Origin of the sequence: Aurantiacibacter odishensis (genome assembly GCF_003605195.1) — a bacterium.
Lineage (GTDB): Bacteria > Pseudomonadota > Alphaproteobacteria > Sphingomonadales > Sphingomonadaceae > Alteraurantiacibacter > Alteraurantiacibacter odishensis.
Window position 1 is genome coordinate 396,013 of the sequence record NZ_QYOS01000024.1, and the last position, 23,513, is coordinate 419,525.

22 protein-coding genes are annotated in these 23,513 nt (G+C 63.9%); 17 read left to right on the forward strand and 5 right to left on the reverse strand.

The features are described 5' to 3' along the window. The 13 genes from D4Q51_RS11235 (at position 1) to D4Q51_RS11295 (ending at position 12,589) form a co-directional block, all read left to right on the forward strand. A complete protein-coding gene (locus D4Q51_RS11235; RefSeq protein ID WP_120077838.1) occupies positions 1-981 on the forward strand; it encodes an MBL fold metallo-hydrolase in 981 nt (326 codons plus the stop codon). Between the two features lies 1 nt (position 982). Further along, on the forward strand, positions 983-2,098 hold the full coding sequence (locus D4Q51_RS11240; RefSeq protein WP_120077839.1) for an FAD-dependent oxidoreductase: 1,116 nt from the start codon (positions 983-985) through the stop codon (positions 2,096-2,098). A gap of 25 nt (positions 2,099-2,123) precedes the next feature. Beyond that, positions 2,124-3,026: a VOC family protein gene (locus tag D4Q51_RS11245; RefSeq protein ID WP_120077840.1), complete on the forward strand. Its 903-nt coding sequence runs from the start codon at positions 2,124-2,126 to the stop codon at positions 3,024-3,026. Positions 3,027-3,087: 61 nt separating this feature from the next. Then, entirely contained in the window at positions 3,088-4,188 is a 1,101-nt protein-coding gene (locus D4Q51_RS11250; RefSeq protein ID WP_420807541.1) for an alpha/beta hydrolase family protein, read from the forward strand. 28 nt (positions 4,189-4,216) lie between these two features. Then, positions 4,217-5,401 (forward strand): MFS transporter, encoded by a 1,185-nt coding sequence (locus tag D4Q51_RS11255; RefSeq protein WP_120077842.1) that lies wholly within the window; start codon positions 4,217-4,219, stop codon positions 5,399-5,401. Next, positions 5,398-6,090: a glutathione S-transferase family protein gene (locus D4Q51_RS11260; RefSeq protein ID WP_120077843.1), complete on the forward strand. Its 693-nt coding sequence runs from the start codon at positions 5,398-5,400 to the stop codon at positions 6,088-6,090. The genes D4Q51_RS11255 and D4Q51_RS11260 overlap by 4 nt, the downstream gene beginning before the upstream one ends. Positions 6,091-6,103: 13 nt before the next feature. After that, positions 6,104-6,676 carry a cupin domain-containing protein gene (locus D4Q51_RS11265; RefSeq protein ID WP_120077844.1) on the forward strand — a complete coding sequence of 191 codons (573 nt, stop codon included), beginning with the start codon at positions 6,104-6,106 and terminating at the stop codon, positions 6,674-6,676. After that, positions 6,676-7,644, forward strand: coding sequence for a fumarylacetoacetate hydrolase family protein (locus D4Q51_RS11270; protein ID WP_120077845.1), 969 nt, complete (start codon positions 6,676-6,678; stop codon positions 7,642-7,644). Before D4Q51_RS11265 ends, D4Q51_RS11270 begins: the two co-directional genes overlap by 1 nt. 85 nt (positions 7,645-7,729) lie before the next feature. After that, positions 7,730-8,893 carry an acetyl-CoA C-acetyltransferase gene (locus D4Q51_RS11275; protein ID WP_120077846.1) on the forward strand — a complete coding sequence of 388 codons (1,164 nt, stop codon included), beginning with the start codon at positions 7,730-7,732 and terminating at the stop codon, positions 8,891-8,893. A 27-nt stretch (positions 8,894-8,920) separates the two neighbouring features. Continuing rightward, the gene (locus D4Q51_RS11280) at positions 8,921-9,373 is read left to right on the forward strand and encodes a MaoC family dehydratase (RefSeq protein WP_120077847.1); all 453 of its coding nucleotides are present in this window, start codon (positions 8,921-8,923) and stop codon (positions 9,371-9,373) included. Then, positions 9,370-10,212, forward strand: coding sequence for an HpcH/HpaI aldolase/citrate lyase family protein (locus tag D4Q51_RS11285; RefSeq protein WP_120077848.1), 843 nt, complete (start codon positions 9,370-9,372; stop codon positions 10,210-10,212). Before D4Q51_RS11280 ends, D4Q51_RS11285 begins: the two co-directional genes overlap by 4 nt. 81 nt (positions 10,213-10,293) lie before the next feature. Further along, positions 10,294-11,121: a S1/P1 nuclease gene (locus D4Q51_RS11290; RefSeq protein ID WP_240624688.1), complete on the forward strand. Its 828-nt coding sequence runs from the start codon at positions 10,294-10,296 to the stop codon at positions 11,119-11,121. A gap of 13 nt (positions 11,122-11,134) precedes the next feature. Then, positions 11,135-12,589, forward strand: coding sequence for an AMP nucleosidase (locus tag D4Q51_RS11295; RefSeq protein WP_120077850.1), 1,455 nt, complete (start codon positions 11,135-11,137; stop codon positions 12,587-12,589). 88 nt (positions 12,590-12,677) lie between these two features. Here D4Q51_RS11295 and D4Q51_RS11300 read toward each other — a convergent pair whose 3' ends face one another. The 3 genes from D4Q51_RS11300 to D4Q51_RS11310 form a co-directional block, all read right to left on the reverse strand. Beyond that, the gene (locus tag D4Q51_RS11300; protein WP_240624689.1) at positions 12,678-15,275 is read right to left on the reverse strand and encodes a TonB-dependent receptor; all 2,598 of its coding nucleotides are present in this window, start codon (positions 15,273-15,275) and stop codon (positions 12,678-12,680) included. 207 nt (positions 15,276-15,482) lie between these two features. Continuing rightward, the gene (locus tag D4Q51_RS11305) at positions 15,483-16,406 is read right to left on the reverse strand and encodes an isopenicillin N synthase family dioxygenase (RefSeq protein WP_120077851.1); all 924 of its coding nucleotides are present in this window, start codon (positions 16,404-16,406) and stop codon (positions 15,483-15,485) included. 9 nt (positions 16,407-16,415) lie between these two features. Continuing rightward, positions 16,416-17,735 (reverse strand): NupC/NupG family nucleoside CNT transporter, encoded by a 1,320-nt coding sequence (locus D4Q51_RS11310; RefSeq protein ID WP_240624690.1) that lies wholly within the window; start codon positions 17,733-17,735, stop codon positions 16,416-16,418. A gap of 130 nt (positions 17,736-17,865) precedes the next feature. Between D4Q51_RS11310 and D4Q51_RS11315 the strand changes: the two genes are divergently transcribed. Continuing rightward, complete coding sequence (locus tag D4Q51_RS11315; RefSeq protein ID WP_120077853.1) at positions 17,866-18,561, forward strand: queuosine precursor transporter; 696 nt, start codon at positions 17,866-17,868, stop codon at positions 18,559-18,561. Next, complete coding sequence (locus D4Q51_RS11320; RefSeq protein WP_120077854.1) at positions 18,558-18,986, forward strand: cytidine deaminase; 429 nt, start codon at positions 18,558-18,560, stop codon at positions 18,984-18,986. Before D4Q51_RS11315 ends, D4Q51_RS11320 begins: the two co-directional genes overlap by 4 nt. Here D4Q51_RS11320 and D4Q51_RS11325 read toward each other — a convergent pair whose 3' ends face one another. Next, positions 18,987-20,561: an alkaline phosphatase D family protein gene (locus tag D4Q51_RS11325; protein WP_120077855.1), complete on the reverse strand. Its 1,575-nt coding sequence runs from the start codon at positions 20,559-20,561 to the stop codon at positions 18,987-18,989. 202 nt (positions 20,562-20,763) lie between these two features. Here D4Q51_RS11325 and D4Q51_RS11330 point away from each other — a divergent pair, with 202 nt between their 5' ends. Continuing rightward, positions 20,764-21,480 carry an HAD family acid phosphatase gene (locus D4Q51_RS11330; RefSeq protein WP_120077856.1) on the forward strand — a complete coding sequence of 239 codons (717 nt, stop codon included), beginning with the start codon at positions 20,764-20,766 and terminating at the stop codon, positions 21,478-21,480. A 216-nt stretch (positions 21,481-21,696) separates the two neighbouring features. Next, on the forward strand, positions 21,697-22,209 hold the full coding sequence (locus D4Q51_RS11335) for a c-type cytochrome (RefSeq protein ID WP_120077857.1): 513 nt from the start codon (positions 21,697-21,699) through the stop codon (positions 22,207-22,209). A 77-nt stretch (positions 22,210-22,286) separates the two neighbouring features. Here D4Q51_RS11335 and hemA read toward each other — a convergent pair whose 3' ends face one another. Next, entirely contained in the window at positions 22,287-23,507 is a 1,221-nt protein-coding gene (gene hemA / locus D4Q51_RS11340) for a 5-aminolevulinate synthase (RefSeq protein WP_120077858.1), read from the reverse strand. Positions 23,508-23,513 lie beyond the last annotated feature (6 nt).

Below are 23,513 nucleotides of genomic sequence, written 5' to 3' on the forward strand. Positions count from 1 at the left end.
ATGAGGGCTCTCGCATCCATATTTGCGGCAACCGCCTACCTGTCGCTGTCGGCCATTCCGGCGACAGCGCAGGATGGCGCGCGGGACGGCGAAGGGACGTGGATCACGTTGGGTACGGGAGCAGGCCCGGTGACCAGCTCGACCCGTTCCCAGCCAGCGAACCTGCTTCGCTTTGGGGGGCACGATTATCTCGTCGATGTCGGCGACGGGACGGCGGGACAGAGCGGCAAGGCGGGAGTGCAGACGAAGGCGATCGACGCGATCTTCATCTCCCACCTGCATTTCGATCACACCGCCGGGCTGACGGGTATCCTCGGCCTTCGCTTCCAGACCAGCGCAGGCGATCCGCTGACGATCTACGGGCCGCCGGAGACGCAGCAGCTGGTCGACGGTATTCTTGCCGGAATGGAGCCGGGGGCAACGGCGAACTACGGCGTCGCTGGCGCGGCGCCGGTCGATCATCGTTCAGGGATTCGCGTGGTCGAAATGCGAGACGGGGACAGTGTCGATGTCGATGGCATGACGGTGACCGTCCGCGAGAACTCACATTACAGCTTTCCTGTGGGAAGCGAGCTAGCCGCGCGCTTCGAGTCGCTATCCTATCGTTTCGACCTGCCGGGCCGATCCATTGTCTATACGGGCGACACGGGGCCGAGCGATGCGGTGGAAGAACTTGCGAGCGGAGCCGACCTGCTCGTGGTCGAAATGATGGACATCCCGCTCACCATCGAACGGATGATCGCTGCCAATCCCGGCATTCCGGAAGCGGTTTCGCAGGCGATGCAGTCGCATCTCTCCGAACATCATCTCTCGCCCACACAGGTTGGCGAACTGGCCACGCGCGCCGGTGTCGGTTCGGTTGTGGTCACGCACTTCTCGGGTTGGGAAAAGAACCAGCCAGGTCACATGCGCTATCTCCAAGAGATTGCGGCGGCCTACGACGGCCCGTTCCTGATAGCCGATGACATGGATTCATTCTGAAATGAAAAACCTCAACATACTCGTGATCGGCGGCGGCATCGGGGGGATGACTTCGGCCATCGCGCTGCGCCGTGACGGTCACTCCGTTACCGTGATCGAGAAGGACCCCGAATGGGCCGTCTATGGCGTGGGCATCATCCAGCAGGGCAATGTCCTTAGGGCGATGAAGGAACTCGGCCTGCTCGACGATTACATGGATGCAGCGGTCGGCTTCGATTTCGTCGCGGTCCATGCGCCCGATGGGACGCAGGTTGCCAAGGTGCCGAGCCCGCGGCTGGTGGAGGGCTATCCCGCCAACGTGGGCATCGGTCGCCCTGCGCTGCACAAGGTGCTGGGCGATCGCACGATCGCGGCAGGCGCCGACGTGCGCCTTGGCGTCACGGCGGATTCAATCGAGGACGACGGCGAGGGCGTGACGGTCCGCTTTTCCGACGGCAGCGAGGGACGCTACGATATCGTGATCGGTGCGGACGGGGTTTATTCAGACACCCGCGAGAAGATCATGCCGGATGCCGACAAGCCGGAATACACGGGGCAAGCGGTGTGGCGCTACAATCTGCCGCGTCCGGACGACCTGGATGCGCTGCACGTCTACAACGGCCCGACCGGGGTCGGTCTGGTGCCGATCAGTGCGGACCTCATGTACATGTATGTCACCACACCCGAGCCCGGCAATCCCTGGTACGACAAGCAGGGTCTGGCAAAAGCCATGCGCGAGAAGCTGGCGAACACGCCGCCGCAGATCCGCGAAGTGGCAGAAGCGATCACCGACGATGAGGGCGTGGTCTACCGTCCGCTGGAAGCGATGATGCTCTACGGCCCGTGGCACGAAGGCCGCGTGGTGCTGCTGGGGGATGCCGTTCACGCCACGACGCCGCACCTTGGACAGGGCGCGGGCATGGCGATCGAGGACAGCATCGTGCTGGCCGAGGAACTGGCGAAGGCGGACACGCCACAGAAGGCCTTCGAAGCTTACCGCGAGCGCCGCTTCGAACGCTGCAAGTACATCGTCGAGAGTTCGCTTGCCATCTGCCATGGGCAGCTGGGCAAGGGCCCGGCGGTCGACAATCACAAGGCCACCGCGGAGATGTTCGAAATCACCGCGCAGCCGATTTGAATTCAGCTTTTTGAGGGACAAGCAAATGAGCCGAGTAACCGAAATCCGCTATGTCGGGTATGGCGTCGAAGACTTCGATGCCGAGCGTAAATTCTACGCCGAGGACTGGGGCCTCGTCGAAGTCGCCGATGCAGACGGCATGGCCTGGTTCAAGACCCACGGGCACGACGAACACCACGTGGTGCGCCTGCACGATACCGGCACCAACTGCATCGAGGTGATCGCGCTGGCGGCGGACAGCCGCGAGGACGTTGACAACCTGCACGCCAAGGTTGCCCAAGCGGGGTGCAAGATCATCCACGAGCCGCGCGATATCGACGCGCCGGGCGGCGGCTACGGTTTCCGTTTCTTCTCGCCCGATGGCCTGCCGTTCGAAATCTCCGCCGATGTCGAGAAGCTCGACAAGCGGGCGATGGAGCGTTGGGAAGGCCTGCCGGTGAAGATCAGCCACATCGTGCTGCATTCGCCGGACCACCAGGCGGCGGTTAAATTCTTCACCGACGTGCTGGGCTTCAAGGTCAGCGACTGGCTGGGCGACTTCATGTGCTTCCTGCGCTGCAACAGCGCACACCACCGCCTCGCCCTGCTGCCGGGTCCGCCCTGCCTCAATCACGTCGCCTTCGACATGCTGAGCGCGGATGACATGCTGCGCGGCGTCTCCCGCCTCAAGCAGCGCGACATCGACATCAAGTGGGGACCGGGCCGCCACACGGCGGGCGACAACACTTTCAGCTATTTCTGCACGCCCAGCGGCTTCGCGGTGGAATATACCGCCGAACTGGAGGAAGTGGATTTCGAGACCTGGGAGCCGACCGTCTACGAGCCAGCGCCCCGGATCATGGATCAGTGGGGCATCGGCGTGGGCGGTCCGCAGACCATGCCCAAGGCCGCACCCGATCCCTGCCTGTTCAAGCCGGCGGAGGTCTGAGCGCGTGTCACTCTATTCTCCTTTCAAGAACTACATCTGGAACCTCAGCGTCGCCATCGCGATGGAAAGCGGCGGGCGCATCGGCGAGATTGTCGACATGTGTCAGCCCATCCTCGATGCCGCCGAAAACGGTGACGATGCCGGCACGCCAGAGTTCATGCGCGCCTGGGCGGCAATGGGTCACAAGCTGCTGCAACTGGCGGGCGAGGACGAGGCCAAGGGCCGCGCCTTCTCCGCTTCGGAAAAGATGGAGCGCGCCGCGCTCTACCTGCTGGTGGCAGAACGGATGCAGGGCCACGGCACCAAGGGGCGCGAGGAAACCTACGCGCTGGCCCGCGAGACGTTCGACAAGTCGACACGGCTCGGCAAGATCAATCGCGAGCGCGTGGAAATCCCGCTTGAGAAGGGCACGATGTCGGCGCTCTACACCCGCGCGCCGGGCGAGGGGGAACGGCCTTGCGTGGTCTATTGCAACGGCCTCGATAGCTGCAAGGAGATGCTCTACTGGTCGCGCCTGCCCGAAGCGCTGGCGCGCCGGGGTGTCTCCACCCTTTGCGTCGATCAGCCGGGCACCGGAGAGGCGCTGCGCCTGCAGAACCTGCCGGTCGATCCGCATTCGGAAAGCTGGGCCAGCAAGGCGGTCGATTGGCTGGAAGCGCAGCCGGATGTCGACAACGCCCGCATCGGCATGACCGGCATCTCGCTGGGCGGACATTTCGCCCCGCGCGCCGTCGCCTACGAGCCGCGCTTTGCCAGCGGCGCCGTGTGGGGCGCGAACCACAACTGGCGCGAGGTGCAGGACAAGCGGATGGAACGAGAAGGGGAGAACCCCGTCCCGCACTACTGGGCGCACGTGCACTGGGCTTTCGGCGCGAAGGACCAGGACGATTTCCTGGAGAAATCGACCGACATGAACCTCAACGGTCACATGGACCGTATCAAGGTGCCCTTCCTCGTCACCCACGGCGCGCATGATCGGCAGATCAGCGTGGGCTATGCCGACGACCTCTACGACCAGCTCGTCAACTCCCCGCGCCGCGAGAAGGTGATCTTCACCGAGCGCGAGGGCGGTGTGGAGCACGTAGGGGCCGACAACATGAGCTACGGCCGAGATCTGATCGCGGACTGGTTTGCCGAAACGCTTGGCGGCCATACCGCGTAGCGGAATGGCTGGGAGAGGACATTAGGGCATGATCGAGAAACAGGAGGCGCGGGAGGCTGGCAAGCCCCAGGGTTTCATTCTCCTTGCAACAGCAGTGCTGCCGATCATGGCGATCGTCTCGCTGATCCCGGTCCTGCCATTGCTGCTCGGCGAATTCGCAGGCGTGCCGGGCAGCGAGTTCCTGGTGCCGATGGCGCTCACCATACCGGCGCTGTGCGTCGCCCTGTTCTCGCCTGTGGCGGGCTGGCTCAGCGACAGGATCGGGCGCAAACAGATGATGATCTGGTCGCTGGTGCTCTACGCCGCGTTCGGTATCCTGCCGTGGTTTCTCGACGATCTGTTCCAGATCATCGCCGCCCGTTTCGCACTGGGCGTAGTGGAAGCCGTGATCATGACTCTCGCCACCGTCCTTATCGGCGACTATTTCGCCGGGGAGCGGCGGGAAAGATGGATCGCCCTGCAGATCGCGGTCGGCAGCGTTGCGGCCATAGTACTGATCGCCATCGGCGGTGTGCTAGGCGAACTGCTCGGATCGAGAGGCCCGTTCCTGCTCTACCTGCTGGCCCTGCCGATCGCGCTGATCGCGGCGATTGGCCTGTTCGAACCGGCGAGGGCGGCGGCGGAGCCTGCCCTCGCAAAGCAGGCATTTCCCTTCCGTGTGATCCTGCCGCTCGCCGCGATCACGTTCGGCGTCGGGATAATTTTCTATACCGTGACTGTGCAACTGGGGCCGATTCTGGAGGCTTCCGGGCCGGTGTCTCCAGCGCAAATCGGCCTGTTCGGCGCCCTGTGCAATGTCGCGGTCGCGATCGGCTCCTTTGCCTTTCACCGGAGCAGCAAGAGCGCCGGGCCGAAACTGCTGTCAGTCGGGCTGGCGGTTGCGAGCCTTGGTTATGCGGGCGTCGTCCTTGCGCCGGGTCTCTTCGCCAAGGCCGGCTTTGCCGCGCTTGTTTGCTTTGGGAGCGGCCTGATGCTGCCTAACATGCTCGCCTGGGCCATGCGTTCGCTTCCGGCGGCCATGCGTGGCCGGGGAATGGGTCTATGGACGGGTTCCTTCTTCCTGGCCCAGTTCCTTGCTCCGCTGGTTCTCGCTGCCTTTTCCGGTCTTGCCGGTAGCCTTAGCCAGGCGCTGATGATCTATGCCTTCGCCGCCGGGATCGGCGCGGTGCTGGCGATGTTCTCGGCCAGGTCGAAGCCGAGGCTGGCGACGTGAGCAGCAAGTTTGTTCTCTGGTTCGCCCCGCAGACCTGCGCCCGCGTGACGCTGACGGCGCTGGAGGAAATCGGCGAGCCGTTCGAGACACGGCTGATTGCTTTCATGGCGGGCGAACATCGCCAGCCGGAATTCCTGTCCGTCAATCCCTCGGGCAAGGTTCCAGCGCTGGAAACGGCGGACGGCGTAATCGTGCAGAACGGCGCGATCCTGAGCTATCTTGCCGATAGCTACCCAGAGGCAGGCCTGTTGCCCCGGCCGAGAGATGCGGCGGGGCGGGCACGGATACTGGCCGAACTGTTCCGCTGCTCCAGCGACCTGCACCCGCTGGTGACGCGCTTCGTCATGGCACCGATGATCTCCACCGAGGCCGAAGATGCGCCGCGTATCCGCGCAAGGGCGGTCGAGGGGCTGGCGCAGCAACTCGCTCCGCTGGAAAGCAGGCTGAGCGAGCAGCCGTGGATGCTGGGGCAGAACTGGTCGATCCTCGATGCCTATCTCGCCTGGATCTGGTTTCGCATCACCGGCGTCGGCTTCCGGCAAGCCGACCACCCGGCGTTACAACGGCACTATGCGAAGGCAAGCAAGCGCCCGAGCGCGATAGCGGCACTGCAGCACGAAGAGCGGGCGCAAGACGAACTCAAGGCGCGCGGGCTGTTCTTCCAGCCCCCGATGCCCGGCAAGACCTAGTGAGGACAAGACAATGACAAAGCTGACAGGACCGACCCGGCGCATCGTCACCGGACACAATTCCAGCGGACAGGCGATCATCCAGGATGATGGCCCGGTGCCGCGCTACCAGCGGATTGGTGGCCAGAGTGGCCCGATGTTCCACGAGGTCTGGAATACCACCGAAACGCCCGTCCGCATCGATGCGGCAAGCTCAGAGCCGCCTGAAGAGGGCATCAAGCTGGCTCCGCCGAAGAACGGCACGCGCATTCGCGTGCTCGACATCCCGCCCGATGGCGACAAGCTGGACCACGTGACCCCCGAAGAGGCACGCGCCCACTTCGCCGAAGTGGGCGCGGGTGATGCCTCCTCGCACACCGGCGCAGGATCGAAACACGCGCACATGCACCGCACGCAAACCATCGACTATGGCATCGTGCTGGAAGGCGAACTTGTGCTGATCGTGGACGAGGGTGAAACCGTCTGCCGGGCAGGCGACATCATCATCCAGCGCGGCACCAACCACGGCTGGGCCAACCGAACGGACAAGAACTGTCGCATCGCCTTCATTCTGATCGACGGCACGTTCGAAGAGGGCCTCGCCTGATGAGGTTGGCGACAAGAGCGAACGGCAAGCCCGACGGCGAATTGGTGGTTGTCTCCGCCGAGGGCTCGCGCTGTCTGGCGGCGGGGCCGCAACTGCCCAGCCTGCTTGCGGCCATGGACGACTGGGCAGCTGCCGAACCAAAGCTCAAGGATCTGGCGCAGCGACTGGAGCAGGGGGAGGGCGATAGGCTCGATACCGCGGCGTTGCTGGCTCCCATGCCGCGAAGCTGGCAGTGGCTCGACGGGTCGGCATTCCAGACGCACGCGGACCTCATGCAGGTCGCTTTCAACACCGATCCGCTCAATCCCGAACGGCCCCTGATGTACCAGGGTATTTCCGACCGTTTCCTGGGGGCGCGCGAGGATGCGGTATTCGCAGCCGAGGACGGCGGTATCGACTTCGAAGGCGAGTTCGGCGTGATCGTCGATGCCGTGCCGATGGGCGTCAGTCCGGAAGAGGCGATGAAGCACATCCGGCTTGTGGTGCAGATCAACGACTGGTCGCTGCGCGCCTATGCTGTGCCGGAAATGAAGACGGGGTTCGGCTTCATCCTTGCCAAGCCCGCCTGCTCCGTCGCGCCGTTTGCCGTGACGCCGGATGGGCTGGGCGATGGATGGCGGGACGGACGCGTGTGCCTCGATCTGCACATCGACTGGAACGGGGAGCGGTTCGGCAAGGCCAATGGTCGCGAAATGTCTGTCGGCTTCCACGAGCTGGTCTCGCACGCGGCGACCACGCGCAATCTGGTGGCGGGCACGGTCATCGGTTCGGGCACGGTCGCCAATCGCGACTACGCGCAAGTCGGCTCAAGCTGCATTTCCGAACGCCGCGCCATCGAGATCATCGCCGACGGCAACCCATCGACCGGCTTCATGCGCTTCGGCGATCGCGTGCGAATGCAGGCAGTTGATGCAGGCGGAGCCTCTCCATTTGGGGCGATCGACCAGAAGGTGGTCCGGGCGGCCTGAACGGGGCCGACGCAAGGTTAGCTATGTTGCCTTTTGTCGCCGTTACCGGCAGTCGCAACCGCGACTTGCAGGAGCGGAGATCGCCATGGCCGAAGCTTACATCGTGGACGCAGTCCGCACCCCCGGAGGCCGCGCGCGCAAGGGAGGGCTGGTGAGCGTCCATCCCGCCGACCTTGGCGCGACGGCGCTCGATGCGCTGGTGGACCGCTCCGGCATCGACCCACAGGCGATAGAGGATGTGATCCTGGGCTGCGTCACCCAAGCGGGCGAGCAAGCTTTCGCTTTCGGACGCAATTGCGTGCTGGCATCCAAGCTGCCTGAGACCACGCCCGCCGTGACGATCGACCGCCAGTGCGGTTCCTCGCAACAGGCTCTGCAATTCGCGGCGCAGGCGGTGATGTCTGGCACGCAGGACGTGGTCATCGCGGCCGGCGCGGAAAGCATGACGCGCGTTCCAATGGGTTCGAACTTCCAGTTGCACGCGCGAGAGGGCATCGGCACCGGTCCATGGCCGCCGTCGATCCAGCAGCGTTTCGGGGTAAGGGAATTCAGCCAGTTCCACGGCGCGCAGGCCATCGCGGACAAGTATGGCTTTACGCGCGAGGCAATGGATGCCTTCGCTCTCGAAAGCCACGCCAAGGCAGCGGCGGCAATCGACAACGGGGCTTTCGCGGCAGAGATCGTCCCGGTCCATACGGATACCGGCGTGGTCGACACCGACGAAGGTGTACGCCGCGGTGCTACGATGGAGAAGATGGCGGAGATCAATCCGCTCACCGAAGGCGGCTCCATCACGGCGGCGAATGCCAGCCAGATGACCGATGGCGCTTCGGCCATTCTGGTGGTGAGCGAACAGGCGCTCAAGCGCCACGGCCTCACGCCGCTGGCGCGGCTGCACCACTTCTCGGTTAGCGCGGGCGACCCGGTCATCATGCTGGAAGAACCGATCCCCGCGACGCGCAAAGCGCTGGCGAAGACGGGTATGACCCTGGACGATATCGACCTGTTCGAAGTGAACGAGGCGTTCGCCTCCGTGCCTATGGCTTGGCAACAGGCGTTGGATGCCGATCCGGCGAAGCTGAACGTGAACGGCGGTGCCATTGCGTTGGGCCATCCGCTGGGCGCGACCGGCACGAAACTGATGGCCACGCTGGTTCATGCGCTGAGGGCGCGGGGTGGACGCTACGGCCTGCAAACAATGTGCGAAGGTGGCGGTATCGCCAACGTCACGATAGTAGAGGTGCTCTGATTTCTGGCGAAGAGGGTTCGAGGATAAATGGCAGGCAAGTTTTTCGACAAATGGCAGGTGGGAGAGACGATTACCCACGAAATCCGTCGCACGGTGACGGAGACGGACAACCTGCTGTTTTCCACCATGACTCACAATCCGCAGCCGCTCCACCTCGACGCCCAGGCAGCGAGCGAGAGCGAGTTCGGCCAGATTCTCGTCAACGGCACTTTCACCTTCGCGCTGATGGTGGGGCTGAGCGTGGGTGACACGACGCTGGGCACGCTGGTGGCCAACCTCGGCTACGACAAGCTGGTGCATCCCAAGCCGACATTCATCGGCGACACGCTGCGCGCCGAAACCGAAGTGGTGGACAAGCGCGACAGTAAATCGCGCCCCGGATCGGGCATCGTCACGTTCAAACACCGCTTGCTCAACCAGCGCGACGAGGTGGTGTGCGAATGCCTGCGCATGGCGCTGATCAAGGGCAGCAAGGCATGAGGCTGCGTAGCCTGCTGTTCGTGCCCGCCGACCGGCCCGAACGCTTCGCCAAGGCGGCCGCGAGCGGGGCCGATGCGATCATTATAGACCTTGAAGATTCGGTCGCTCCGGCCAGTAAGCCGAAGGGCAGGGAGGCCGTGGCCGAATTCCTGCAATCGCCGTGCGACGTAACGGTGATCGTGCGGGTCAATCCGCTTGGCAGCGGGGAGACGGAAGGCGACCTCGCCGCCATCCTGCCGACCCCTCCCGCGGGCCTGATGCTGCCGAAAGCCGAGGGTGCGAAAAGCGTCGTGCGACTGGTGCAGTTGATGGACGGCGCTGTCATCCCGGTGCTGCCCATCGCGACCGAAACGCCCGCAGCAATTTTCGAACTCGGTTCCTACCGGGAAGTCAAAACGCCGCTGATGGGCCTCACCTGGGGCGCGGAAGACCTGCCTGCCGCTATCGGCGCGGCCACTTCGCGCGAGGACGATGGCAGCTATACCCCGCCATACGAGATGGCGCGCAGCCTCACGTTGCTGGGCGCGCACGCGGCCGGGATTCCCGCGATCGAAACGGTCTATCCCGACATCCGGGACGCCGAGGGTCTAGCTGCCTATGCCGCGCGCGGGCGGCGCGATGGATTTACCGGCATGATGGCTATCCATCCCGCACAGGTGCCCATAATCAACGATGCCTTCGAGCCGAGCGAAGCGGAAATCGCTCATGCGCGGGCCATCGTCGGTGCATTCGCCGAACAACCGGATGCGGGCGCGCTGCAACTGGATGGAAAGATGATCGACAGACCACACCTGATGCAGGCCAGGCGCTTGCTGGATCGTGCGGGCAAAGCCTCCTGAAGCCTCTGCCAACAGGCGCTTCACTTTCCTGCCACATGTTCGCTATAGCGGGCAGGAATGAACACGAAACTCCCAGCATTATTGCTACTTTCACTCCTCGGCCTGTCCTCCCCCGCACAGGCGTGGGGGCCGATAGGTCACCGGATCAGTGCCGAGATCGCCGAAGACAACATCAGCGGGAAGACCCGCGCCGAGATCGAGAAGATTCTCGCGAACGAGAGCCTGCCAGAGGCGAGCACCTGGCCTGACGAGGAACGGTCGAATCCCTCGCCGTTCTGGCAGGAAACAGCCTCGCCGTTCCACTACGTCACGCTCCCGCCGGGTAGCGATGTCGAAACCTTGGTCCACCCGCCAGAAGGCGACGCGTTGACCGCGCTCGAAGGATTTGCGGCGACCCTGCGCGACGAAACGGCCTCTCAGGAGGAGCGCGCGCTGGCGCTGCGCTTCATCGTGCACATCGTCTCCGATCTGCACCAGCCTTTGCATGCCGGGAACGGCAGCGATCGCGGCGGCAACGACTTCATCGTCGACTGGTTCGACATGCAGACGAACCTTCACTGGGTCTGGGACGAGGGAATGATCCTTCGTCAGCAGCTTTCCTACACGGAATATGCCGAGCGTCTCGAACGCCGCATCGGTTCGCAGGAAATCCTCGACTGGTGGGATGCCGATCCTGCAACGTGGATTGCCGAAAGCACCGCGCTGCGGGACGAGATATACCCCGCGACAGGCGAAGAAGCAGGCATGGGCACGTTCGAAGCGCCCGCGATGCTTCGCTATCGCTACCAGTGGGACTGGATCGGGCCTGTCGAGCAGCGACTGACGCAATCGGGCGTGCGCCTTGCAGCCTTCCTCGACCGGGTGTTTGCCGAGGATTCGGCCGACGCTTCCGCGCAACCCGGTTCGTGAAGGGAGAACGCGCATGACGACCACCCTTGAACAGATCGACGGCATTCTCGACGAGCTCGAAGCCGTTTATGACAGGTCGCGGCAGAATCTCGTCTCCGCGCTGCGCACTTACGGCAAGACCCGCGAAGCGCCTGACCCGGCGGAGCGCACGGCGGGCATCTTCGCCTATCCGCAACTCACGCTGCACTTCGCAAGCGACGAAGGCATTGCCTACCCGGCAAGGTCCTATGCCCGGTTGAACCAGGCCGGCACCTACTCCAGCTCGATCGCCGAACCGCGCATTTTCAGGCCCTACCTGAAGAACCAGTTGCAGCATCTCGTCAGCGATTACGATGTCGAATTGCAGGTCAGCCGGTCGGCGCAGGAGATACCCTACCAGTATGTGCTGGATGGCCTCGCGCCGGACTTGAACCAGGCCAGCAGCACGGAGCTTACGCGGCATTTTCCTGCGTCGGACCTCGTCAGCATCGGCGACGAGGTAATCGACGGCACGTGGATACAGCCCGACGATGGCAGCCGCCCGCTCTCGCTGTTCGATGCTCTGCGCACCGATTTCAGCCTCGCGCGCCTGCGCCACTACACCGGCACGCCTGCGGGACATTTCCAGCGTTACGTGCTGTTCACCAACTATATCCGCTATGTCGAGGAATTCATCGACTTCGCACTGGCGGAGCTTGCCGATCCAGAGAGCCGCTTCGAACGCTTCTCCGCCCCCGGCGTGGTGATCGAACGCGATGACCTCGAGGGCGCCCGCGACAGGGTGACGGGCGGCACGTGGCGCAGGCACCAGATGCCCGCCTACCACCTTATCGGGAAGGACAATTCGGGCATCACGCTGGTTAACATCGGCGTCGGTCCTTCGAACGCCAAGACGATCTGCGATCACATCGCCGTGCTGCGGCCCGAAGTGTGGCTGATGATCGGCCACTGCGGCGGCTTGCGGCCCAGCCAGACCATCGGCGACTACGTGCTGGCACACGCCTACCTGCGGGACGACAACGTGCTCGACAGCGCGCTGCCGCCGGAGATCCCCGTGCCGCCGATTGCCGAAGTGCAGACTGCCATGTTCGAGGCCGCCCGGCGCATTACCGGGGACAGCGACGAGCAATTGAAGCGCCGCTTGCGCACCGGCACCGTGGTGACGACGGACGACCGCAACTGGGAACTGCATTTCACCCGCTCCGCGCTCAGGTTCAACCAGAGCAGGGCGGTGGCCATCGACATGGAATCCGCGACCGTGGCGACGCAGGGCTACAGGTTCCGCGTGCCATACGGCACGCTGCTTTGCGTGTCGGACAAGCCGCTGCACGGCGAGATCAAGCTGCCGGGGCAGGCCAATGCTTTCTACGAGAAGTCGATCAGCCAGCACCTGCGCATCGGGATCGAGACGCTGGCCCTGCTGAGCAAGGAAGCGGGCAGCTTCCACAGCCGCAAGCTGCGCAGTTTCGACGAGCCGCCGCTGCGCTAGCCGCGCGATTCACTTTTCTAACGGCCAAAAAAAGGCGGCGGCACTCTTTCGAATGCCGCCGCCCTTTTTGTTTCAGACTGGCTGAGGCTTAGAAGCCGACCAGCAGCGAGACGCTGGCAGCGCGCGGTGCGCCGATCTGTGCGAAGCCGAAGCCGTCCAGCGAACCGCCGAAGAACCCGATGTAGTATTCATCGAAGATGTTCGTCACGTTCAACTGCAGGGCAGCGGTCTGGCCGTTGTCGAACTCTGCCAGGTTGATGCGCAGGTCGAGGTCGACCAGCGTGTAGCCCGGAGCTTCCAGTTCGTTGACGTCGTTGATCCAGCGCGGGCCGGTGTACTTGGCCTGGATGCCGAGTTCCGCCGGGCCGAGGTTGGCCTGCGCGCGGCCACCGAAGCTGTAGGACGGCGTGCCCGATTCCGAGTTGCCGCCGACCGGCACGATGTACTGCTCACCCTGGTTGGCAAGCGTACAGCCGTACTGAGCGGGCGAGGGGTTGCCGTCCCGGTCAAGACCGCAGTTGCCGCCGATCACGTCGTCCTGAATTTCCGATTCGTTGATCGAGCCGAAAACGTAGAGTAGCGTGTTGTCGGTAGGCGCGAAGGACACAGAAGCGTCCACGCCGTACTTGTCCACTCGGCCCAGGTTACGGAACACCACGGCACCTTCGCCGTTGCGCGCCGTCGGATCGAAGGCGGATGCCAGGCGATCGTTGTAGCGGGTGTACCAACCGGCGATCTGCGCCTGAACGCGGCCGCTGGTGAAACGCAGGCCCAGGTCGAAGCTGTCCGTGGTTTCCGGAACCGGCTGTGCACGACCGGCTTCGGGGACGTAGAGCGAGTCGTACAGCGGATCGGTGCCGGGCACCGAAAGACCCTTGTTATAGTTCGCGAAGGCCGACACTTCACCGGTGAAGTTGTAGACCAGACCGAACGACGGCAGGATCTTGTCGTAATTGTACTCACGCGACAGCGGGGCGACATAGTCGGGGTTCGCTGCTTCGTAAGCGGTCAGATCCTGGCCCGGCGTCGGGCAATCGACGAAGCCATCTTCCGAGGTGGTGTAGCAGTTCTGGTTCAGCTCGCGGCTGAAGAACGGCACACGCAGGCCGGCGTTCACGTAGAGATCGCCGAAGTTACCGGCGTACTCGGCCGAAAGCTGGTGCAGGATCGCGTAGGACAGACGGTCACGCTTGTTCACTTCGTTGCCATAGACATCCAGCAGCGGGCTATCGATGGCGTAAATGTCGCGAATTTCGCCGTTGGCCATCATCGTGGTGATTTCGCCGGTCTGACGGTGACGTGCGTGATCCAGCGTGTAGGCGGCACGAACGGTGTGGTCAGGGGTGATATCGTAGATGAGGTTGGCAACCAGGCCGAACCGGTCGGTGCGGGTCTGGCTGGGGTCGTTACCGGCAATACGGTCCAGCATGTCGCCGTCGCCGTTGAGGTCACGACCGAAGTAGTAGCCGCCGTTGAAAGCACCGGTCAGATCGGACGTGGTGCCGCGCGGACGGAAGAAACCTTCACGCAGATCGTCGGGGCCGCCACCATTGGCCTTCACGTACTGATAGCTGGCGTCCATCGCGAAAGTCAGCTTGTCGGTCAGGGTGAACAGCGAGTTCGCACGCAGGTTGCCCGTGCGCGACGGGTTGTAGCGACGGTAGAAAGCAGCACCGCAACCGTTACGATCGTCGTAACGCTCGGATTCGCCGTTCTCGCCGCCGCCGCCGATCAGCACGTTGCTGGGCACGGTGCAGGGGAATTCGCCGCTGAAGCGATAAAGTTCGAAACGTGCCTCGCCAACCGAAAGGCCGGTTTCTTCTTCGAGGGCGTCCTGAACGTCGCCGTCGGACAGAGCCACGAGAGCGCCGAGGCTTTCGGAACCCGCGAAGTTGTTGACGTTCTCGTTCCAGTGGCCGGTCAGCGAGATGAAGTCGCCGTTGTCACCGATGTCCTGCCAGATACGGGCGTTGAACTGCGTCTTGTCGATTTCGCCGTACGGATTGTAGGGCACGCCGTAGTTGGTGTAGCTCAGCGAGGCGAAAGCCTTCAGGCCATTGCCGGTGATGTCGCCGGTGTCGAACATCGCGAAACCGCGATAGTAATCGGTGTTTTCCGAATTGCTGGCAAGCACCTGGCCATAGGTGGCCGTGGCGGTGACGGCGGCGAAATCCGAAGGTTCGCGGGTGCGGATGTTGATCGTGCCGCCGGCGGCCGAAGCAGTCGGGCTGTCGACGTCGGTGGTGCCGAGGTTGACGTTGATCGAGGACAGCACCTCGGTGTCGACCTGCTGGTTGGTGTAGAGGGCGTAGTTGCCGCTGTCGTTCAGCGGAATACCGTCCAGCGTCTGCGACACGCGGTCCGCGCCGAATCCGCGGATGGTGAAACCACCGCCCGAGGAACCCCAAGGGTCGTTGTTCTGGAAGCTGACGCCCGGAACCAGGTTCACGATGTCGTTGAGCGACTGGCCGGGGCGCTGGCGACGGATCAGTTCCTCGTCGATCACCTGCTTGGCACGCGACGTTTCGGGAATGCTGATCCCGCCCACGTCGATGTCGCGCGCACCGGTGACGATGATGGTGTTATCTTCGAAATCGGTCGAACCGGTCGACTGCGCATGGGCAGGCGCGGCAATGCCGAGCGCGATGCTGGGCATACTCACCGCAAGAAGCAGGCGGAGTTTCATTACAGTTTCCTCACAAGGGTTAACGATCCCGGACCCTTCGTCCAGACAGGCGTCCACAACCCCAGTGCCATGACAGTGTAGTGACAATGGAGTCAGTTTATTGCAACGCAGCATATTCGTGCAGAATTGTTGCTGCGGCGCAACACCGTCGCATCTGAAACCACTGCGCTTTCGCGGTCGCCGCCGCGGGCTGCAACCTGCTGGGGATCAGGCCAAACCGATCTCGCGCAGCCTCTGCATCAGGTAGTCATGCGCCAGGATCGGCGGCTCCGGCGTCTCGCCCGGCTCCACGCATTGCGGTAGCGGCTCGATCAGGAAGTCGGGCCGGAAGTGCAGGAAGAACGGCATCGAGTAGCGTGAGCGACGTGCAGCTTCGCCCGAGGGGTTCACGACGCGGTGCGTGGTCGACCGCAGCTTGCTGTTCGTCAGCCGGTCCAGCATGTCGCCCACGTTCACCGCCAACGCGCCGGGCGGTGGCGATACGGGCATCCATTCGCCCTGCTTGTTGAGCAGTTCGAGCCCGGCTTCCTCGGCCCCCAGCAGCAGGGTGATGGTGTTGATGTCGCCGTGCGCCGCTGCCCGGATGGCGCCCTCGGGCGCGTCGGCGGGGAGGGGCGGGTAATGCAGCAGGCGCATCACCGAGTTACCGTCCTTCACGGTTGGCGTGAACCAGTCCTCTTCGAGGCCAAGGTGCAGCGCGATGGCGCTGAGAATGCGCGCGCCGGTGGCCTCGAACGCGCTGAAGAGTTCCTCGAAAGTCTCGCGGAATTCGGGCAGTTCGGCAGGCCAGAGGTTGGGCTGCATCACGTCCGACAAGGGGTGGCCCTCAGGCAGGCTGCGGCCCACGTGCCAGAATTCCTTCAGGTCGTGGACCTTTGCATCCTTGGCGATTTCGGTGCCGAACGGGGTGTAACCTCGCGCACCGCCGCCGCCAGTTACGTGGTAGGCGCGCTTGGTCTCCGATGGCAGGTCGAAGAAGCGGCGCGCCATCGTCTCGGCGCGGTCGATCAGGTCCTGCTCGATGTCGTGGTCGCGCACGATGGCGAAACCGTATTCGGCGAAGCTGCGACCAAGGTCGTCGGCAATCTGGGCGACGGGACGGGACAGGGAAATGGTGGCGATATTATCCATGACGGGAACCTAGAGAGGGAGGAACAGCCCGGCCAGCGCCGCGCTCATCAGGTTGGCGAGCGAACCGGCGGCCAGCGCTTTGATGCCAAGCTTGGCGATGACGGGGCGCTGGTTCGGCGCCAGCCCGCCGGTCACGGCCATCTGGATGGCGATGGAGCTGAAATTCGCGAAACCGCACAGGGCGAAGGTGACGATGGCCGCGGTGCGCGGGGCGAGGGTGCCGTCTTCCAGCGCCCCCAGATCGATGAAGGCGACAAATTCGTTGAGCACGATCTTGGTACCGAACAGGCCGCCCGCCGTCCCGGCTTCTGCCCAGGGCACGCCGATCAGGAACATGATCGGGGCGAAAACCCAGCCGAGGATTTGCTGGAACGAGAGGTCCGGCATTCCGAACCAGCCGCCGATACCGCCAAGGATGCCGTTGGCGAGAGCGATCAGCGCAACAAAGGTAAGCACCATCGCGCCCACGGCAACGGCGAGCCTTAGGCCGGTCTGGGCACCTTGTGCTGCCGCCTCGATGATGTTGGCCGCGCGGCCATGCTCATCGAAATGGGCTGCGGCTTCCACTTCGTGCGGCACCTCGCCTTCGGTCAGGGCCGCCGGCCCCTCCGAGCTTATGCGGCCTTGGGGCAAGGTCAGCTCGCCTTCGGCTTCGGGGGAAGGTTCGCCGGTATCGGGCATGACGATCTTCGCCATCAGGATGCCGCCGGGTGCCGACATGAAGGCAGCGGCAAGCAGGACGGGAAGGTAAGCAGGGCCAAGCAATCCGGCATAGGCGGCAAGGATCGTGCCTGCGACACCGGCCATGCCGACGGTCATCAGCGTGAACAGGCGCGAGGGTGACAGTGCGGCCAGATAGGGGCGCACCACCAGAGGGCTTTCCGACTGACCGACGAAAATGTTCGCTGCTGATCCCAGCGATTCGACCTTTGAGATACCGGTGATCCAGCCGATCGCGCCGCCCAGCCACCGGACCAGTCGCTGCATCACGCCGACATGATAGAGGATCGACACCAGCGAGGCGAAGAACACGATTACCGGCAGCGCGCCAAGCGCGAACGTATTGGAGAGCGGGTTGGCCTCATTGCTGCCAAACAGGAACTGCGTGCCCGCATCTGCGTATGACAGCAGGGCGGCCACGCCGTCAGCCATGGTGCGGATCACCGCCGCGCCCCAGTCGGTCCGCAAGACCAGCGCAGCAATCGCAGCCTGAAGCGCAAAGGCAGAGCCGACGATGCGCAGGCTGATCTGGCGCTTGGCGTTCGAAAGCAGAAAGGCGAGCAGGAGGATCACTGCGATCCCCGCAAGCGAGATCAATTGGGGAGGCACGGCTTCTCCTGAATTTTGGTGCAGGTGCACACATTGCCCGCCAGCCACGATCCTTTCAATTGAAATTTCCTGCCTGTGAATATCTTGCCAGGCTCTTCCATTTGCGCGGTGGGTTGAATAGCCACCTGCCATGGATCGTCACTCATCGCCTGACTCGCCCCCGGTATCGCCCACCGATTCGCAACCGCGATCGTTCTTCGTGCTCTCGCTGCTCTACGGCGGGATGACCGTGATTGCGGGGGTTCTCGCCTACAAGCAGTTCGCCATCGGCCCGTTGGTGGTGGAAAGCGGCATCCTCGCATTCCTGCTGCTGGTCGTGATTTCCAGCGCGGTATCGCAGCTCCACGGCAAGGCCGCGGCGGATCGGCTGGTGCTGTGGGGCTTCCTGCCGCTGGCGTTCTCAGTCGCGCTGATTGGCCTCGTCCTGCTGCTGCCCGCCTCGCCAGATATGCCGGCGGAAAACCTCGCCGCGTTCGAGCGGGTACACGGACAGACGCCGCGCATCATGGCGGCGGGGCCGGTGGCTTACGGCGTATCGCTGCTGCTGAACGTGTGGATTTTCGACAAGCTTCGCGGGAAGGGCCGGCAAGGGGGCGGCATGGGCCTGATGGTGCGCGGGGCGGTGGCTTCCGCCATCAGCCAGGCAGTCGACACGCTAATCTTCATCACTCTCGCTTTCTACGGCGAGTTTCCCATCGGCAGCCTGCTGGTGGGACAGGCCATTGCCAAGATCGTGCTGTCTTTCGTGCTGGTGCCGTTCCTGATCCTGGGCGCAGTTGCCCTGGCCCGGCGGCTGGACGCTCCGCGAGCAGGCCACGCGGCATGAGCGGGAAACTGATCGAAGCGGCCATCGAGGCGCGCGCCAAGGCCCATGCTCCCTATTCGGATTTCCTTGTCGGTTGCGCTGTCGAAAGCGAAGACGGCGAGATTGCACAGGGCGCCAACATGGAGAACGGCTGTTATCGGCTGGGCGTCTGCGCGGAGCAATCCGCGCTAGCCGCGGCGCAGGTCGCTTTCGGCCTCGGCAAGGTCGCGCGTATCGTCGTTGTCGGCGGCCCACGCCATGCGAAGGACGGGGAGGCGGGCGAAGCGGTGATGCCCTGCGGCGGGTGCCGTCAGGCCATCCAGGAGGCGGCGAGCCTATCCGGCCGCGACATCGAAATAGTGTGCTGCGATCACGCCGGTGGCAACGCCGTCACCACCACGATCGGCGCGCTGCTGCCCGCCGCCTTCGTTTTCGACAAGGACTGATCAGGCTTCGGTCAGAGACTCCGGCCTGCCGTTCTCGACCGTCATCGTCATCCGGGTGCGCATTTCGCCGCCGCGATCGGTCACGGTATCAATGGTCCGGAACTGGGTGGTCCAGAGATCGGGCGTGACCTCGCACATCACGTAGCCGCGCTGGGCATTGTGCCACTTGAGTTGCGGGTTTTCCTGCTGAATCGCCACTGTGTCGCCGCGCTGGTCTATGCCGTTGCCGCCCGAAGTGATGGAGGTGGAAACGAACTCCGTCGCAATCGGGCGCGGGCCGGGTGCCTTGCCGTCAATGTGCAGTTCGCCAGCGTAGTTCTGGTGCTCATCGCCCGTCAGCACCACGACGTTGCCACGGCTCTGTTCGCGCACGGCCTCCAGCACGCGGCGGCGCGGTTCACGGTAGCCTGCCCAGCTATCGAGATTCTCCGTGCGCGGTTCGCCGGGCGTGCGGTCAAGGTCCATCATCATGATCTGCTGCGCCAGCACCTGCCACCGAGCGTTCGACGCGCGCAGGCGGCCCATCAGCCATTCCTCCTGCGTGCCGCCCAGCACGGCGGCATCGCGCCTGTCGATGGCCTCGCAGGGCACGCCCCAGCGATCGTTACAGGGCTGATCCGACCGGTACTGGCGCGTGTCGAGCAGGTTCAAGTCCAGCAAATCGCCGTAGCGCGCCTGCCGGTAAAGCTGCATCCGCGTGCCCGCAGGCATCGACGACGCGCGCAGCGGCATGTTTTCATAATACGCCTGCATCGCAGACTGCTTGCGCAGGGCGAAGATCGCGGGCGGCGTGCCGTCCTGGTCGATATCGCCGACCCAGTTGTTGTCGATCTCGTGATCGTCCCAGGTCATGAACCACGGCGCAGCCGCGTGGGCTGCTTGGAGGTCTGTATCCATCTTCGTCTGGGCGTAACGCCGACGGTAGTCGCCCAGGGTGTAAAGCTCGTCGCCCTCGTACTGGCGCACGTTTTCCAGCGGACCCATTTCCCCGCCGTTCCACACGCGGTTGGAGCGGCCTTCGTAGAGGTAGTCGCCGTAGCAGAAGACGAAATCGGGTTCTTCGGCGGCGAGATGGCGGTGCGCGGTGTAGTAGCCCTGCTCGTAATGCTGGCACCCGGCGATGCCGAAACGTACGCGGTCCAGCGGCTGGCCCGGCGCGGGCAGGGTCATCGCGCGGCCCCACAGGCTGCGCTCTCGCCCGCTGGTAAAGCGATACCAGTAGGGACGGTTGGGTTGCAGCCCGGCGACTTCCACGTGCACGCTATGGCCGAGTTCGGGCCGTGCGAGAGCCGTGCCGGTCTGCACGACGTCGCGGAAGCGTTCGTCAGCGGCCACTTCCCAGTTCACCTCGATCGCGGCGGCGGGCATGCCGTAATCGATCTCCAGCGGTTGCGTCGCCAGCCGGGTCCAGATCACGAAACCGTCCGGCGCGGGATCGCCGGCGGCAACGCCAAGCTGGAAGGGATAATCGCGGAAAACCGGCGCGGCGAGCACGCGGGCGGCGGGCAGGAAGCCGAAGGCCGTCACGGCAGCAGCGCCGAAGCCGCGCAGCAGGGTGCGGCGGGTGGTTTCCATCAACTTTTCATTCCGATGAGTCACGCGGTCGATCCCGTCAGTTGGCTATGCCTTGGCCATTGGCAGCAACACGTTGCGAATTGAAGTCTCTTGCGGCAAGCGACATCGGTCCCTCGCATTTTCGCATCGCTCCCGATTGCAGTTGTATCCGCGCAGCCCGGATGCGAGAGGCGCGAAGCTTTCTATCAAACGGAATCACTCCATGACCAAGCTCGTAAAACTCGCCGCTTCGCTGGTCTGCCTCGGCCTTGCCGCCTGCGCGCATACCGGCGGTATGACGCCCGTGGCCGAACTGAAGCCGGGCACCGCCTGGGTGCTGAACTCCGACGACTGGGCGAGCGAAGCGCGAGAAGTCTTCGCAGAGGCCACCCAGCACGTCGACGCGCTGGAGAGCGCACGGCCCGACGGTAGCTGGTACGTGGTTCTCGACCTTGACGAGACGGTGATGAACAACGTCGCCTACCAGGTCGAGCTGGACAGGACCGGCGCCAGCTATCAAACCGAGACCTGGTTCGACTGGACCCAGCAGGAAGCGGCAACCCCCGTGCCCGGCTCCATCGAATTCGTGAACCACGTCAATCGCGCCGGTGGACACGTCGTTTTCGTCACCAACAGGCTCGACAGGGAACAACTGGCAACCGAGTCCAATCTGGCAAAGCTTGGTTTGCTGCGGGGACGCGACTTCAGGGTGCTGCTGACGAGGGCCTCCCCCGAAGGAACGAGCTCGAAAGAAGGGCGCTTCGCGCTGGTGCCGGAAATGCTCCGGGTGCAGGGCTATCCGTCCACGGTCTCGCTGGCCTACGTGGGCGATGCCAAGGGAGACCGGCCTGCGGATTGGGACGCCGACGCTTTCTTCTGCATCGACAACGGCGCGATGTACGGCGATCCATGTGCAAGCGTCCCGCTCAGCGGCCGCTGAAGAGTCTTCGCCCCACCGTTTATGCGGAACAGGCCTGTTTTCCTGCCGACAAGAGCAGTCGCAGGTCGAAGTTCATTTCCATTGCGAAGAAAAGGGTGCAGGGTGGACCAACGTCGGGATTGCCGGCGTGAAACTATAAGGGCACTCAATGCTGGGAAGAGCGTTGGTTTGTCGCTGCCCGACCGAAGGCGGTTCATAAAAGGGGAGAATTCTTTGATGAAGTCCTTTTCGCATCTTGCACTTGTTGGCGTATCCCTGGCAATGCTTTCCGCCTGTGGCGGCGGCGGGGATGAGCCACCGCCACCGCCCGCAGCAGAGACCGAGGCGGCGACGCCTGAGCCGGCCGCTGCTGCCACGACGGCAGAAGCTCCCCCGCCAGAATCGACCGACACCATCGACGGCACCGTACTTGCGGATTTCACCGGTGATGCGGAAGCTGGCAGCACCGTGTTCCTGCAGTGCGGATCATGCCACGTCGGCGATCCGGGCGTGAACCGCATCGGTCCGTCGCTGGCGGGTATCGTGGGCCGCGAGGCCGGTACGGTCGAGGGCTATCAATACACAGAGGCGAATGCCAACAGCGGCATCACCTGGACGCCCGAGAAGCTGTTCCAGTATCTGGAAAATCCGCAACGCGTGGTGCCGGGCACGAAGATGGCCTTTGCCGGCCTCTCCGATCCGCAGGACCGGGCAGACGTGATCGCGCACTTGCAGACCTTCAGCCAGTAATCTTCGCGATCTCGCTGGAAACGAAAAAGGGCGCCGGATCAGTTCCGGCGCCCTTTTTGTATGGCCACGAATACTGATCAGGCGGCGACAGCACCCCTGGCCAGTTCGCACTGCGACCAGATGTCACTCAGCGCGTCGATCAGACGGTCGATATCGCCGTCGCTGTGAACCGGTGAGGGGGTGAGGCGCAAACGCTCTGTCCCGCGGGGAACAGTCGGGTAATTGATCGGCTGCACGTAGATGCCGTGGTTGTCCATCAGCCAGTCGCTGATGCGTTTGCACTTGTGTGCATCGCCCACCATCACGGGAATGATGTGGCTCGGGTTTATAAGGTGCGGGATACCCAGCATGTCGAGCTTGCGCCGTACGGTCGCAACCCGGTCGCGCTGCCGAACGCGCTCGACCTCGCTCTGTTTCAGGTGGCGAATACTGGCGCAGGCCCCGGCGGCGACGGCGGGGGGCAGGGCTGTGCTGAAGATGAAGCCGCTGGCGAAGCTGCGCACGAAATCGACAAGGTTTGCCGACGCCGCGATGTAGCCCCCCATCACGCCGAACGCCTTGCCAAGCGTGCCCTCGATCACGGTAATGCGGTCCATCAGCCCCTCGCGCTCGGCCACTCCGCCACCGCGCGGGCCGTAGAGGCCGACGGCGTGGACTTCGTCGATATAGCTCATCGCGCCGTGCTTCTCGCAGACGTCGAGGATCGCAGCGATCGGCGCGATATCGCCGTCCATCGAATAAACGCTTTCGAACGCGACCAGCTTGGGCACTTCCGGTCCGTATGCTGACAGCATCCGGTCGAGGTCTTCGGGATCGTTGTGCGCCCAGATCTTGTATGGCGCGCGGCTGTGGCGAATACCCTCGATCATGCTGGCGTGGTTGAGCGCGTCGGAAAAGACCACGCAGCCGGGTATGCGACTGGCGAGCGTGCCGAGGCCCGCCCAGTTGGAGACATAGCCGCTGGTGAACAACAGTGCGGACTCCTTGCCGTGCAGATCGGCCAGTTCCTGTTCCAGCAGCACGTGATGATGGTTGGTGCCCGAGATATTGCGCGTGCCGCCCGCGCCCGCGCCGCATTCGTCCAGCACGCGGTGCATCGCCTCTATCACGACGGGATGCTGGCCCATGCCGAGGTAGTCGTTCGAACACCAGACGGTGACATCCTGCGTGCCGCCGCCGACGTAGCGCGTGGCATTGGGGAAGGCGCCGCGGTGCCGCTCGATCTCGGTGAAGACGCGGTAGCGCCCTTCCTGCCGTACAGCGTCCAGTTCGTTGCTGAAGAATCCTTCGAAGTCCATGTACGG